The sequence below is a fragment of the Paenibacillus catalpae genome, assembly GCF_900112695.1.
Taxonomy (GTDB): Bacteria; Bacillota; Bacilli; order Paenibacillales; family Paenibacillaceae; genus Pristimantibacillus; species Pristimantibacillus catalpae.
This window is the reverse complement of sequence record NZ_FOMT01000001.1, coordinates 164250-179282: the sequence shown is the minus strand read 5'-3', so window position 1 is coordinate 179282 and position 15033 is coordinate 164250. Positions and strand designations below refer to the sequence as shown.

Annotated in this window: 13 protein-coding genes; 7 read left to right on the top strand and 6 right to left on the bottom strand. The window is 52.6% G+C overall.

Going from position 1 to position 15033, the window contains the following annotated elements:
* Positions 1-124: 124 nt before the first annotated feature.
* Genes BM200_RS00605 through BM200_RS00595 form a run of 3 tightly spaced genes read right to left on the bottom strand, consistent with a single transcriptional unit; the run spans position 125 to position 3029 of the window.
* Entirely contained in the window at positions 125-1129 is a 1005-nt protein-coding gene (locus tag BM200_RS00605; protein WP_091180131.1) for a mannonate dehydratase, read from the bottom strand.
* 57 nt (positions 1130-1186) lie between these two features.
* A complete protein-coding gene (locus BM200_RS00600; protein WP_175532691.1) occupies positions 1187-2326 on the bottom strand; it encodes a helix-turn-helix domain-containing protein in 1140 nt (379 codons plus the stop codon).
* A gap of 49 nt (positions 2327-2375) precedes the next feature.
* A complete protein-coding gene (locus BM200_RS00595) occupies positions 2376-3029 on the bottom strand; it encodes a GntR family transcriptional regulator (protein ID WP_091180126.1) in 654 nt (217 codons plus the stop codon).
* A gap of 251 nt (positions 3030-3280) precedes the next feature.
* Here BM200_RS00595 and BM200_RS00590 point away from each other — a divergent pair, with 251 nt between their 5' ends.
* The 5 genes from BM200_RS00590 (at position 3281) to BM200_RS00570 (ending at position 8196) form a co-directional block, all read left to right on the top strand.
* Positions 3281-4078 carry an SDR family NAD(P)-dependent oxidoreductase gene (locus tag BM200_RS00590; RefSeq protein ID WP_091180125.1) on the top strand — a complete coding sequence of 266 codons (798 nt, stop codon included), beginning with the start codon at positions 3281-3283 and terminating at the stop codon, positions 4076-4078.
* Positions 4075-4818: an SDR family NAD(P)-dependent oxidoreductase gene (locus tag BM200_RS00585; RefSeq protein ID WP_091180124.1), complete on the top strand. Its 744-nt coding sequence runs from the start codon at positions 4075-4077 to the stop codon at positions 4816-4818. The genes BM200_RS00590 and BM200_RS00585 overlap by 4 nt, the downstream gene beginning before the upstream one ends.
* 46 nt (positions 4819-4864) lie before the next feature.
* On the top strand, positions 4865-6250 hold the full coding sequence (locus tag BM200_RS00580) for a mandelate racemase/muconate lactonizing enzyme family protein (protein WP_217649549.1): 1386 nt from the start codon (positions 4865-4867) through the stop codon (positions 6248-6250).
* Between the two features lie 40 nt (positions 6251-6290).
* The gene (locus tag BM200_RS00575) at positions 6291-7196 is read left to right on the top strand and encodes an RraA family protein (protein WP_091180122.1); all 906 of its coding nucleotides are present in this window, start codon (positions 6291-6293) and stop codon (positions 7194-7196) included.
* 91 nt (positions 7197-7287) lie between these two features.
* Positions 7288-8196: an aldo/keto reductase gene (locus BM200_RS00570; RefSeq protein ID WP_091180121.1), complete on the top strand. Its 909-nt coding sequence runs from the start codon at positions 7288-7290 to the stop codon at positions 8194-8196.
* Positions 8197-8271: 75 nt separating this feature from the next.
* Here the strand turns inward: BM200_RS00570 and BM200_RS00565 are convergent, their stop codons facing one another.
* The 3 genes from BM200_RS00565 to BM200_RS00555 all read right to left on the bottom strand — a co-directional run bounded on the left by BM200_RS00565 (position 8272) and on the right by BM200_RS00555 (position 11441).
* Positions 8272-9090: a carbohydrate ABC transporter permease gene (locus BM200_RS00565; protein ID WP_091180120.1), complete on the bottom strand. Its 819-nt coding sequence runs from the start codon at positions 9088-9090 to the stop codon at positions 8272-8274.
* Positions 9091-10020, bottom strand: a complete 930-nt coding sequence (locus tag BM200_RS00560; protein WP_245772840.1) for a carbohydrate ABC transporter permease — start codon at positions 10018-10020, stop codon at positions 9091-9093.
* Between the two features lie 71 nt (positions 10021-10091).
* Positions 10092-11441 (bottom strand): ABC transporter substrate-binding protein, encoded by a 1350-nt coding sequence (locus tag BM200_RS00555; protein WP_091180118.1) that lies wholly within the window; start codon positions 11439-11441, stop codon positions 10092-10094.
* A 168-nt stretch (positions 11442-11609) separates the two neighbouring features.
* On the opposite strand from BM200_RS00555, the gene BM200_RS00550 reads away from it, so the two are divergent.
* Positions 11610-13166: a response regulator transcription factor gene (locus BM200_RS00550; RefSeq protein ID WP_091180117.1), complete on the top strand. Its 1557-nt coding sequence runs from the start codon at positions 11610-11612 to the stop codon at positions 13164-13166.
* The gene (locus BM200_RS00545) at positions 13163-14911 is read left to right on the top strand and encodes a sensor histidine kinase (protein ID WP_091180114.1); all 1749 of its coding nucleotides are present in this window, start codon (positions 13163-13165) and stop codon (positions 14909-14911) included. Before BM200_RS00550 ends, BM200_RS00545 begins: the two co-directional genes overlap by 4 nt.
* Positions 14912-15033: the final 122 nt, after the last annotated feature.

Genomic DNA, 15033 nt, shown 5'->3' with positions numbered 1-15033 from the left:
CTTACAAGTGTACATGCGATAGAATTATGAATTGGTTTGTTTTTTTACGCTCTTGATCGGCTTTAGCAAGCCTCTCTGCTCACAAAAAAAGCTATGCAGCCGCAGCATGCATAGCTTCCTGTCTCTATTGAACCGCTAATCCGTCCAGGCTCCCGGCAGACGACTTCCATTCCGCCCCTGCAGCCTCCATTAAGCCTTTAATATAACCTACGCCATACAGACGTCCAAGCGTTTCGTACCCGGGATTCGTATTGTCTTCCCCTTCCATAGTCGGTACATGGTCGGGTCTCGACGGACCGTCGAATCCAACTTCATAATACACCTTCATCGCCTCGTACATATCGGTTTTGCCGTCATCATGGAAAGTCTCCTGGAATTTGTCCGGCGTTCCGACAACGTCTCGGAAATGCACGAAAAATAATTTGTTCTGACTCGCGAAATGGCGGATGACATCCGGGATATGCTCTCCCGCGGTCGCCAGCGTGCCTTGGCATAGTGTAATTCCGCTGAATTCGCTCGGCACAAGATCGATTGCGCGCTGCAGTGCCTCCGCATTTCGGAGAATGCGCGATACGCCTCGAATCGGGCTTATAGGCGGATCGTCGGGATGCAAAGCCAGCCTGACCTTCGCTTTCTCGGCAATCGGAACAATTCTTTCCAAGTAATAACGCAGATTGTCCCACAATTGATCCTCCGTCACGATGCCCGCTTCCGTAAGCGGCGCGTTGTGCATTAAGGAGTGGTCGTAGCTGGACACGAGCGCTCCGCCGCGGGTACGCGTTGTCGTCGACGTGCGGAACCAATTAAATTGAGCCATGAAATTGTAGCATAAAACGGGAATGCCAAGAGCCCCCATATTCGTGATGAGCTGCCCCATCCATTCAATTTCCTCATCGCGCCCCGGCAGGCCAAGCTTAATCTTATTCGTCGGCGGTGCCGATTCGATGACAAGCAGCTGGATACCATGATTCTCGTAGCGCTGCTTCATGTGAAGCAGATTCATATAATCCCAGGGCTTCATGCCGTTCTCTTCCCTTGGCAGCGGACCAACGGCGTAATCAACGCCCATCTGCTTCGCCAAATGCCATAGCTGGTTCGGTTGAGAAGTGAAAAACTCGGCTAACTTCATGACGGAACACACTCCTTCATTTTCGTTAATAACCTCCACTCGCGATTGTTGGATTCCTTAATTCGCGTCCCGGAATTCGCTTGGCGACAAACCTACCTTCTTTTTGAAAATTTGACTAAAGTAGCGGGAGTCGTGATAACCGACTCGTTCAGCAACCTCATAGTTTTTCAGATGCGTTTGCTTGAGAAGTTTTTTGGCGTTTGAGATTCGAATGCAGGTCAGGTGCTCGATAAACGTGACGCCCATTTTCGATTTGAATAAGGAGCTTAAGTAGGCGGGAGTAATGTATACCTTTTCGGCGACGTAATGCAGCGATGCCCTATCGTACTCTTCTTCCATTAATGTAACCGCTTTCTTGATTAAATTGCGATTAAGGCTGTCGGAGGCATAAGACGTCCCCCCCATTCCTTTAATCGCCTCGCAAACCTTGTCTTTCATTTCCTCCAGCGTTTGCAGCTGCATAAGCGCCGTAATATCGGGCGTGCTGCATAGATGGGGCTGACCAAGTGCGGATTTGACCCGGAGCTGCAGGCTGACCAGCAGCTGAAGCGTTGCGTCGACGACTTTCTTGACCGGCAGCGGACCGTTCCGAGTTAGCATCTCGTAGAACCCTTCTACCCCTTGCCGGGTTGCTGCAGATTTGGTGATCGAGTGCCCAGTCAGGAGATGCAGGAGCTCATCCTCCATTTCCTTGGGATATTCGGCACCCTGTGCATACTCGTTAATGCCGCTGAAGTAAATGGGCTGTGAATGAATTTGGTAGAATCGGTGTTGCGTGGCGAGGAGGGCTTGCTCGTATCCTTGATGCAGCTCAGATAGTTGCGGATAAGGATTGCTGATTCCAAGTGTGATTTGAGGGTAGAGGCCTTGCTCTTGGTTGCAAATGCTGCTGTATAACTCCGTTATGGATTCGCGGTCGTCCCACGAGAAAATGACTCCGACATGCCCTTTGTCATCCGGAAGGACAGCCGTGTTGCCGGGCCCATGTCGCTTGATGACGGCATACAGTTCATCGACGGCGTATCTTCGCGACCATAAATCCACCTCAGCGGTACTAACGCTGAACAGAGCCAGTGCCGGGTAAGCGTAATTAGCGTGAAGCCCGCTCTCTTCAAGGCTCCTCTTCATATCTCCCGCGATGCCGGGGAGCAGGTCGTTGAGCGTTCTGGCACGAACCATTACCCCTTGCTTCATCATCGACACTCCTCTCTTGAGAAAGGATGAATAAGTCATTTCGGCTCCCGAGTTACTCTCCGGTGTAATTTTTATAGAAATCCAATCCCCTTATCAGCTTCGTTTCCGAAAGATCGACGTCACCCGATTTGATGAGGTCCAAAATTTCGGTATGAGAGTCGGAGAGAGAGTAGCCTGGGTGATCCCGGTTCGTTACGGTAATAAAGCGCATAATCTTTGTTTTGATGCTGTTCCAAATGTCATAAAGCAGCGCATTCCCGCTTCGCAAATAAAAGTAACCGTGAAAGAGCATATCCAGCTCAACCAGACGGTACGAATCCCCTTGATCGATGGCTTCACGCATGCCGGCAATGACGCCTTCAAGATAATCAATATCCTTATCCTCCAGCACCTTCATCGCTCTGCGAAGTGCGTGACCCTCGACCATTTGCCGCAGTGCGTATATATCGCGTATTTCCTGGGCGGTTATTTCGGAAACAACCGATCCTTTATTCATTTTGCCGACAATGAAACCTTCCTGCTTCAGCCTCTCGAGCGCTTCCCTGACGGGTGCTTGGCTGACGTTGAATTGTTTGGCGATATCCAGAACGATCATGCGGTGTCCGGGCAGCAGTTCACCCTTCATAATCTGTCTCTTCAAGGTGGTATAGACATGCTCGCTAAGAGAGATTGGACTTTGCGCTGAACTGTCTGTTTGGATGGACACGGGTTATCACCACCTTGTAATTTGGAAATTTTTGTGGATTATCGATAATCGATAATTTGATGCTAGTCGCTTCGAACGGGAATGTCAAGATGAAAATTAACCGCTTTCATTTCAGGTCGTCGACCGTAAAAAAACAAACAAAATCATAATTATACGGCATCGCTTTTCGCTTCAATCGCTCGGTAAGATGGTCATGTAACGAAAAACGAAGACCAAAGGGAATCCATGATTCATGAGGGGGTGTAAACGGTTTGCCCAGGAACGTAGTCTTCATCGCGGATGCCGACAGCTGGTCTGGCAAGGGCCTCATCGCACGGTTCAGCCAGGTCGGAACGAATCTGATTCTGAACAGTCGTCTTGACGAGAAGGAATGGGAAGACGTGCTCGTTTCCTGCATAGCAGCGGGGTCAAAGGTGCTTGTGACCCATGCCGATCTAAGCAGCAGCCGCGACTTATCGACTATGCTCGATCAGGCCGAGAAGCTGCTTGGCCCTGTCGATGTCATGATTCACAATTGTTGCGTGACAAGACCAGCCCATGTCGAAAGCTGCGAAGAAACGGAGTTTGTCGAAATCATGCAGGCAAATGCCAAATCCGCCTTCTTCTGCACCCAGACGTTCGGAAAACGGATGGCAGATAGAAGCGGGGGCAGCATCATCTTCGTCAGCTCCATTCACAACGAAAAGCCGACCGGATCGTCCTTTGCTTACAGCGCTTCGCAAGGCGCGGTCAAGATGCTGGCCCATGAAGCGGCGTTGTTTCTCGGCCGGTTCGGCATCCGCGTCAATGTGATAGAGATGGGCCCTGTCGAAGGTTCGGACGTTACTTTTCAAAGTCATATTTCGGGCCTTTACGACGATTACCGTTATAAGGTGCCCGGCGCGATGCTTGGAACGGCCAGCGATTTGGCCGAGCTTGCCTTCTTCCTTGCCGGGGAGGAAGCCGGCTATTTGAACGGAGCAGATATCCGAATGGACGGCGGCTTCCTCCTGCATTATATGGATCATCGCATGAACAAGCCCGCCGAGGGGGAGACGCGATCGCAATGAGCCAAAGCTTGATAGGAAAATCGGCACTCGTCACCGGCGCGGGAACGGGGATCGGCAAAGGCATTGCCATAGAGCTTGCAAGGCGGGGCGCAAAGGTTGCCATTCACTACAATTCCAGCGATGCAGGAGCCAAAGACACGCAGCATCGAATCGAGGAGTTAGGCGGCCAGTGCATGACCGTGCAAGCCGACGTCGCTGACCGGGAGCAAATTGCCCGCATGGTTGATACGGCCGCGGCTAAGCTTGGCGGCATCGACATTCTGGTCAACAATGCGGCCCTGCAGCTTAACCTTCAGTTGTTCGAATATACGGAAGAACTGTACGACCGCGTCATGAATATCAATCTTAAAGGATACTGGCAATGCATGCAGGCGGTTATCCCTTATATGAAGAAACGGAATTTCGGCCGCATGATTAACATCTCTTCCGTCCACGGCAAAAGACCGACCGATTTCGACGCGGTCTACTGCATGTCGAAAGGCGGCATCAAAATGCTTGGCAGAGAAAGCGCTATCGAGCTCGCGCGTTACGGCATTACGGTCAATACAATTGCGCCCGGCGCAATTGACGTCGGTAAGTTCAAGACTTCGCATAGCAGGCCAAACCTCAAAAAATTCCCGCTTGGACGTGTTGGACTGCCTGCGGACGTCGCCTCTCTGGCCTGCTACCTGGCCTCGGACGAAACCTCGTTTATGACAGGCTCCACCATCCGCGTGGATGGTGCGGGCATGTTAATGTAACCGCGCGATTATGTCAAAACCTATATTTCTAAAAGGAGCAATGCCCGTGACTCAAAAGGAAACCTATGAAAGCACATTATCCTACGTCAATACTTTCTCCAAGCCCTCGGAGCTTCGCATAACCGATATTCGTTTTGCCGATATTGCAGGCGCTCCCATGCACTGCAGCTTGATCAAAGTGTTCACGAACCAAGGTATCGTCGGTTTCGGCGAAGTGCGCGACGGCGCCGACAGACAATTTGCCCTTCAGCTCAAAAGCAGGCTTCTGGGCGAAAATCCGTGCAATATCGACAAGCTGTTCCGCAGAATTAAACAATTCGGCGGACATTCCCGGCAAGGAGGCGGGGTGAGCGGCATTGAAATCGCCTTATGGGATATTGCCGGCAAGGCTTACGGCATGCCGATCTATCAAATGCTGGGCGGCAAATTCCGCGACCGGATCCGCATGTATTGCGACACCGACGTTAACGGTAAGGATACGGGGAAGGCAATGGGCTTAGCGCTGCAAAAAAGGATGGAACAAGGGTTTACCTTCCTGAAGATGGACCTAGGCATCAATCAAATTATTAATGAGCCCGGAACGTTAAGCGCCCCGCTTGGCTTTTTGGAGGAAATGAAAGCGTTGTCCAAAGCCTGGTATTCGCGCAAGCATTCGACTCTCACGGAGCACGAGCTGCGGGAAATTCGCAGCCGCCACTACGATATTTATAACATCGCTCATCCGTTTACGGGCATTCATGTGACCGAGAAGGGTCTCGACATGCTGGAGCAATACGTTGCCGACGTTCGCATGGTCGTCGGCTACGAGGTACCTCTCGCGATTGACCATTTCGGACATATCGGCGTGCAGGATTGTATCAAGCTCGCCCATCGAGTTGAAAAATATAATCTGGCCTGGATGGAAGACATGATTCCGTGGCAATACACGAATCAATATGCCCAGCTCGCGGGCATGGTGACCACACCGATCTGCACCGGTGAGGACATTTATCTCAAGGAGAACTTTAGGCCCCTGCTTGAATCCGGGGGCGTATCGGTGATCCATCCCGACGTATTGACGACCGGCGGCATTCTGGAAACGAAAAAAATCGGCGATATGGCCCAGGAATACGGCGTCGCGATGGCTATCCACATGGCGGAGAGCCCGATCGCCTGCCTGGCAGCCGTGCATGCCGCAGCCGCCACGGAAAACTTCCTGGCGCTCGAATACCATTCCGTCGATGTCGAATGGTGGGACGATCTGATCGTCAGCAAGCTGCCAAAGCCGCTTGTTCAGAATGGATTCATCCATGTCCCTGATGCGCCGGGCCTTGGAATCGAAGAGCTTAACGACGAGGTTATCGCACAGCATCTGCACCCGGAAATCCCCGGGCTGTGGCTCCCTACCGACGAATGGAACGGCTATTGGTCCAACGACCGGCTTTGGAGCTGAGCAGCAAGTAAGATCAAAAAAATATAGCGAGGTGTCCGATATGAAATTTAATAATGCCGAAGATACAATCCAACTATCGCCGTTATGGCAAGGCGAGCGCTTCCCCGACGGCCGTCCCAAAGTGCCGTCCAGCGTGCTAGGCCGATTAGGCAGGATCACGCTGGAGGAAGCATGGGGACCGCTATGGTCGAGAGGGTATCATTATCAGTTCGAGGGCGATCTCAAGATTATTCACCCGGACAAAGTCATGGTGGGCCGCGCGGTTACGGCCGTTATGGTGCCTAAACGCCCGGACTTGCATGACACGCTGCTGAATTACGGTCATGAGCAAGAGGATCGCAGAGGCTTTTTCAACCAATGGGTTATTGATTCGCTGGAGGAAGAGGACGTCGTCGTTATCGATATGTTCGATAAGATCTATCAAGGCACCTATGTTGGAGGCAACCTGTCCACGGCTATATCTACCCGCACGAAGACCGGAGGCGCCGTTATTTGGGGCGGCATACGGGATAATCAGCAAATTACGCAAATCGAAAATATTAATGTTTACTATCGAGGCAGCGATCCGACTGCAATCGCCGACGTCACGATGGTCGGCATGAACGTTCCCGCCCGCATCGGCCGGGCCGTCTGCCTTCCGGGCGACGTCGTGCTCGGAACGCCGGCGGGCGTCATCTTCATCCCGGCCCACTTGGCGGAATTAACGGCAACCCATGCGGAGAAGTCGCAGGTCCGAGACGTGTTTGGCTTTGCCCGCTTGAACAGCAGAACGTATACGACGGCGCAAATCGATGCGGCCTGGACGACGGCCATGTGGCAGGACTTCATGCAATGGTTCGAAACCGACAAAGCCGCCGCAGCTTACCGGCATTTGACATGGGAGCATGAGCTTGAAGAAGCGCGACGTAACGAAAACAGCGGTCCTTCCAGCGATGTTCGATTATGAGAGAACGGCTGCCCGCGGTTGCCAGTCTATCATTCAAATGATATAAAAAACATAGAAGTTATAAAAAGGAAATAAAAAGGGAGCTAAAGCGATGGACAAAGCGAAACTAGGCCGCACTGGATTGGAAGTTACGAAACTAAGCTACGGCGCCATGGAAATTCGCGGCCCGCGCGTATGGAGCGGAAGACCGGTCGAGGACGCCGATGCGGGCATTATCCTCAATACCGTGCTCGACGCGGGCATCAACCTGATTGACACCTCTTACGATTACGGCCGAAGCGAGGAATTAATCGGCCGCTTCATCAGCCACCGCCGGGACGAATTCATTCTGGCGACGAAATGCGGCTGCTGCGTCACCGACCGCGGCGATCATGACGAGACATCCCATATTTGGACGCGCGATAATCTGCTTCATAATATCGAAACGAGCTTGACACGCATGAAAACCGACTATGTCGACGTCTTGCAGCTGCATGGACCAACCGTGCAGCAAGCCGAGGAAGGCGCCCTGGTCGACGTGCTGAAGGAAATTCAAGCAAGCGGCAAAGCCCGTTACATCGGCGTCTCCTCTTACCTTCCGAATCTTCCTCCCTTCGTGGACTGGGGGACGTTCGATACGTTCCAACTGCCCTACTCCGCTCTGGAACGCGAGCACGAGGATTGGGTGACGAAAGCCGCGGCTACCGGAGCAGGCATCATCGTACGCGGCGGCGTTGGTCAAGGCGAGCCCGGTATCGGGCGCGGCTCGGAGGATCGCTGGAGCGCATGGGAGCAAGCGAAGCTGGACGATTTACTTGCGCATGGCGAGCAGCGGACCGGATTTCTGCTGCGCTTCACCTTGTCCCACCCTTCCATGACGACAACAATCGTTGGCACCAAAAATCCCGCCCACTTGGCGGAAAATCTCCGTTACGCCGAGCTTGGCCCGCTTCCCAGCGACGTATACGAGGAAGCGAAGATGAGACTGGACGCCATTGGGCGAACCGCAATTGAAGTTTAATAGGAAGACAAAAACGAGCCTATGGGATTCAAATTCCATAGGCTCGTTCTCTTTTTATATAAACACCTCTAACGTTTACCCCTTAACCGATCCGGCCGTCAGGCCCCGAATGAAGCTTTTTGAGCCGATGGCGAATAGAACAAGCACTGGCAGCGTTCCGATTGACAGTCCCAGAATTTGCGCCGCCAGATCGGTTCTGTACGCGGAACCAAGCGTCGTGATGCCGAGCGGGATCGTGTACATTTCCGGCTTATTAATGACGATTAGCGGCAGCAGGTAGTTATTCCACGACCAGAGGAAGACAAGCAGAGAAAGCGTTGTTACCGCCGGATAAATAAAGGCCATTACGATTCGGAAGAATATCCCGAGATCCGAGCAGCCGTCGATGCGAGCGCTTTCGATCACCTCTGCCGGTACCGCGCCGCGGATGAACTGCGTCATCCAGTACACGCCAAATGCGTTTGCCACCCAAGGCAGGATGAGCGGCATCAAGGTATCGGAAAGGTTCAGATAGCGCATCTCGATGACATAGGCGACGAGACCAAGCTGGCCCGGAATCATCATCGTCAGCAGAACGGCTCCGAAAATTTTTGATTTATGCCGGAAATTGTATTTGGCGAACGCAAAACCCGCAAGCGCGCTGACGAACACCGACAGCACCGTGCTGACAGCCGAAACGATAAAACTGTTCCAGTAGGCCAGATCAAAGCGGCTCGCCGCTACCGTCTTGAAGTTTTCAACCAGATAGTTTCCCGGGAAGAGTACGATTTTCGTAAAAAGGTCCTCGTTCCTATAGGTGCCCATGACAACCATAATGTAAAACGGCAGGAGGGCGACGATCGACAGCAGCGCGATTGTGACAGTCGCCGTAACCGTACGCGATCGTGTACTCATTTAAGATTCCTCCCTGTAAAACTTGGTGCCAATAAACGAAAACACGGCAATAATGACGCAAAGTCCATAAGCAATTGCCGAACCAAGTCCGTAGCGAGTCGTGCTGCCGAATGCCGTGTCATACATATTCCAGACGGTTGTCAGGCAACAGCGTTCCGGTCCGCCGATGACCGCAGACGCCGATCCCATTCCGGCGCCGCCAAGCAGCAGCATCGGCTCCTCGAGCAATTGAAAGCCGCCGATGATCCCCGTAATGGCAACGAAGGTTGTGACCGGGCGAAGCAGCGGCAGCGTTATGGTCCAGAACGCTTTCATACCGGTCGCTCCATCGACAGCTGCCGCCTCATGCAAATCTTTTGATATGTTTGCAAGCCCGGCCAGATAAAAGATCATCGTGTAGCCGAATCCTTTCCAAAACAGCATCAGCACGATGACGATGCGGGCATAGAGCGGTTCGCCAAGCCAATAGATACCTTCCTCGATGAGACCGAATTCGAGCAGTAATTTGTTGACGAAACCGGCCTGCCAATCGAACAGCAGGTTGAACATAAGGCCGACTGCAACCGGCGTGACGATGTACGGCAGGAAGTTAACGAGTTGGAAAAAAGCTTTCCATTTCACGAATTTGCTGTAGAGCAGCGCAGCGATCGCGAGGCCAAAGGCCATCTGAAGCGGCAGCGACACGGCCACGAACAGCAGCGTATTCCCGACTGATGTGAAGAAGTAGGAGTCGGGGTTGAACAAAAAAGCATAGTTGTCCAGCCCGACGAACGTTTTCTTGCCAATTCCGTCCCAACTCGTCAGACTGACATAGAACGAAAACAGGATTGGAATCAGGCCAAAGGCCACGTAGAACAGCATATACGGTGACAGAAACAGATACGGCACCCATCTTCGCTTCATGGCATCCATCATTTCCACTCCGATCATTTATATTTCCCGCGGAAAGCGCAAAGAGCGGCCGCCCGGCCGCTCCCAGCGTCTCTTCCGCATCCTCCCCTTTATCCGAACGTGATGTCCGGCAATTTCGCCTTCAGCTCTTTTTGGATCCGGTCCATCGCCTGCTCCATGCCGAAACTTTTATCCTTCGCGAGGGTCTGCAGCACAATGCTCATGGCTTCGTCGAGTACCTGGTCGTTCACGTTTTCGGCGACGTCGGTCGTCACCCCGGAGATATCAACGAAGAATTTCTCCCCGATATCCTGGCTGCCGAAGTTCTCCCACGTCCAATTCGAGAACTCCTTATTTTGATAAGCCTCTTTGAAATGGGTGAATACGCCGTCTTTCTTCTGCGCCTCCGCACCTGCCTGCGTCATCGAAGTAAATTCGATCCATTTCCATGCGAGGTCGGCGTTCTTCGCGCCTTTTGGAATCCCGTGCGACGAGCCGCCTCGGATGAAGCCTCCCTCTGGTGCTACCATAAGCGCCCAACGGTCAGGCTTCTTGTCATTTGGTCCGATGACATATTGCGGCATCCAGACCGGGCTTGGCGTAAACATATATTTGTCGCCGCCAAACGAGGCATTCCATGCCGGCGTCCATTGGTCGAGCTTGTCTACAATGCCGGCGTCTCGGAACTGGACGAGCCGCGCTACTATGCTTTGAAGCAGTTGAACGTTTAACTTGTTATCCTCGAAGTACGGCTCATCCCGTTGGCCCTTCAAAATATCGTAAACACCGCCAAGGCTCGGGAACATCATGACCTTGCCGCCGCTCTTGTCCAAGACTTCTTTTCCCTTGTCGATGAACGCGTCCCAATCCGGCAGCATCGCTTCCATCTCTTCCGGATTGTCCGTACCCAAATACTCCTTGGCGAGCGGCTTGATGTAGGCTACTCCGGCAACGCTCATATCGTCGGGAATAGCAACCAGATGGTCATTCATGGAAAATGCCGGAGCGTCATACTCGAATAAAACGTTTCTGTCCGCATTATACGGATCGGCTTCCAGATCTTCGAGAATATCCATATTGAAAATTTTTGCCTTCTGCCCGCGCTCAATCCGAATAACGTCCGGAAGCTCGCCGCCTGAGGCAATCGTCGTCTGCAGCTTCTTCGGCACATCCGCCGCTTCGACCTGTACCCGCTTTATTTTGATTCCCGGATACTTCTCATGAAAAGCAGCAATCGCCGTTGGATGCTCCGGCTCCCAGGTCCAGAGCACGAACTCCCCTGTAGGTGCTTTATCGCCGCCTTCTGCAGTACCGCTATTCTCTACTGCCGCTGGGGTGCTTGTCTTCGTGTTTCCCCCGCTGTTGCCTCCGCTCGCGCCTGAACAGGCAGCAAGCAAACTGATTAGAATCAAAGCGTTCATTGCCTGTGCGATTCCTCTTCCCCATTTCGAACGACGCATCCGAAAGCCTCCCTTAGCTTTTTGATTACGATTTCATCATATACAACTCTCTATGAAAGCGTAAACATTACAAAACTGCACTTTTGGTCGGGATTCTGCACTTTGCTTCACCGCCCTTGATCTGTAAAGTATAATGGAGTCACTTATGGACACGGGAGGCTGCCCTCGATGAAGATCATATTGGTGGATGACGAGCGCATTGCGCTGGATCATATTAGAACGCTGATTCCATGGGAAGAGAACGGATATGAAATCGCAGCGGCGGCAACGAACGGCCGAAGCGCGCTTCGGCTCTGTGAAGAGCATCGCCCCCAAATCATGATCGTGGACATCCGCATGCCGGTCATGGACGGGCTCGAGCTCATCCGCGCGGTTGCGGAGCGTGGCTGGGGGGTCAAATTCATCGTGATGAGCGCTTACGAGGATTTTAATTACGCCCGTCAGGCGATTTCGCTTGGCTGCGTGTCGAGCTACCTTGTCAAGCACGAGGTTGACCGCAACAAGCTTATACAGGAGCTTGCAAATGCAAAGCTCGCATGGGAGATAAGCGAGCGGCAGCGCTTGCTCTCCCGCTCCGAGCAGCTGAAGGAAGCGTTTTTCGCCAGCGGTCGGACCGCCAAGCACGGCGGACATATCGCGCGGCCGCCTATTTGCGCGCTGCTGTTGCAAGCAGATGCGCCATTCACGACAATCCCAGCCGTTACAGCAGCGCCTGATACTAGCGGGACTACAGGATGGACGGAAGAATTTATTCAAGCCGGAAAATCTGCGAGCTGGGAATTGATCGGGGCATTCACGCATGGAGAAGGTCGGCTCGTTGTATTGTTCGAACAGCTGGACAAAAGCGCCTGCCTGCAGCGTGAAGCCTTTTACACGCTCGCCTCGGCTGTGCAACGTGGGCTTGAAGTCCGGCTAGGCCATACCGTCTCGCTCTATCTCGCGTTCGAATATTCCGATATCTCGCATTTACCAGTCATGATACGCAAACTGGAAGACGCCGCGCGACATAACGTTTTCACTGGCCGTGGCGCTCTTGTTTGCGCTGATGATCTTCCCCTGCCAAACCGTACCGCTTGCGTAAAAACCGATTGCAGTCGCAGGTGGCTTGACGCGTCGACATCCTGCCTGATGCGAGAGGATTACGCCAGTTTTGAAAGCGTTATCAAGGAGTGGTTCGACAGTCTTTCACAGAAGGAATGGGACTTGAACGGTTTGTACGAAGCTGTCCGTTCGCTGACCACCCTGTACCGCGAACGACTTGCGGCAGCGGGACTGCCTGAATTAGATCCGCTTGATCCTACAATGGCCGGTCCCCTGTACCGTCTAGCCGATATACGCGATCGGCTCCTCCGTGCTTTCGGCGAGCTGCATGAGCAGAGATCGGCTGCCCTCAAACGGCTGTCGCGGAAGCTGCTGCAGGCGTTACGCTACCTCCACGCTCACTTTCAGGACGAGATTGGGGTTGAAGATGTCGCTTTCGCAACCGGCATTAGCGTTAGATATTTGCACGAACTGTTCAAGCGAGAGCTGAACCGGACTTTTCTTGATTACTTGACCGAATACCGAATCAAGCAAGCCAAATTGATCCTTATGAGCGAGGACGCCAAAATGGCGGAGGTCTCCGCTCGCGTCGGCTACCGTTCTCCCCAGTATTTCAGCCAGGTGTTCAAGCGTCTGACCGGCGTTCTCCCCCATCAATTCCGTGCAAAGGAGCAGGCTCGATGACCAGACTTCGCACCGTCATTTTCTGGAGAATCGTTATCGTCGCCGCCGTCAGCTTCCTGCTGTCCATAGCCTTTACCTATTACTACTATAATCATATCCTGATCGGCCAAATGATGCAGGAAGACAAAGCGAAGCTGAGCCAGACGGTCCGCCAGCTCGACTATATGTCCGATGACATTTCAAAATTCACGTTTACGCTTATCATTGCCGAGCAGCTGCAGGAGTTCTACAAAACGTATGATCAGCTTGACACGTTTGATCAGTTCAAGGCTTTGCAGAGCACGTTCAAGTTCGTCGACGGCTACAAAGGGCTCCGCAAGGAAGTCACCAGCTATGCGCTTGTGCTCCCCGACGGGCGCGCGTTCTGGAACGCGGCAGGCAACGACGACTATTTCAGTGAGCGCTTGAAGGAGAGTTGGTACTTGAATTTCGTCCTGTCCGGGACCGAATACGGCTTCACCGAGCCTCATCTTATGTTTGCAGACCAAAAACCAACTTCAGAGACGACGATCATTAGCTATGTCGTGACGGTACGCGATATCGAGAAGCCCGGAAGGACGATCGGCAAGTTTATCGTCAATCTCGACTACAGCCATTTTCAGTCGCTGCTCGACTTCAGTCCATTCGCCCATTTAGCCTGGCTTAGTGATTCCGGCAATTCGCTATATACTAAGCCCAGCGACAAACAACTTGCCCATCTCGTTCACGATCTTGAAGACGCCGCTAATAACGAAGGAGCATTTCGCGTGAACAACGGTTACCTGCTTGTCGACCGATTCGAAACGTCCGGCTGGCGACTAGCCACCTTCATCTCGCAATCATCGTTGTTCGACCGGGCCAAGATCGTCTTGTACCTGCTCGGCTTTTTCACGTTGGTCAGCACCACGCTTATCCTTGTCCTTATGATTCCGGCCATACTCCGCATTACTCGTCCGATCATGCGGCTGTATAATGCCATGAATGCCGTATCGAGCGGGAATTTGCAGACATCCGTGCAGATCAGCACCGGAGACGAGATGGAAAAGTTAGGGAATGGCTTTAACCGGATGACGAGCCAGCTCAGGACTCATATCGAGGAATCGATCCAGCACGAGAAAGATAAGCGAGAGCTCCAAATGGAACTGCTGTTGTCGCAGCTTAATCCGCATTTTATTTACAATACGCTGAATGCCGTTATTTACATGGCCCAAAAGCAAGGGAATGAGGACATTGTCCGCATGGTCGCCGCTTTTATTCGCGTGCTTCAGGACGCTGTGAGAACGGGCGGAGATGATTCGCTTGTCCCGCTTCGTGACGAAGTCGCGCTGTTAAAGGACTACATTGAAATTCAATCATACCGATACGCCGATATGTTTAAAGTGGAGTGGGCGCTGGAAGAGGAATCGCTTCATTGTCTTGTACCGCGCATAATGATTCAGCCGTTTTTTGAAAACGCCATTTTCCACGGCATATGTCCAAAGGACGAGCCCGGAACAATTCGTATTACCGCTAATGAGTCCGATAGTCTGCTGCTGCTCACGATCGAGGACGATGGCATCGGCATCGAGCCGGAAAGGCTGGAGGAGATTTGGGAAACACACGAGAAAAAAAGCAGCCCCGGGCTGAGGCACATCGGCCTTAATAACACGAAGAGGCGGCTGGAGCATTTGTTCGGAAGCCATGCATCCATACAGATTGATAGTGAGGTCGGTCAGGGTACCCGTGTCTCGATTCGGCTTCCTAAGCTGAACCAAAATAACCTGTAATCATCTTGTTCAAATAAAATAAAAATTACCGGAAGTCAGTAGCAGGCAAAAAAACGAGCATGGAGAGGCCACGCCCCGCTTCAACGCGGGCGAAGCTCTTCCATGCTCGATTGTCACGCAAA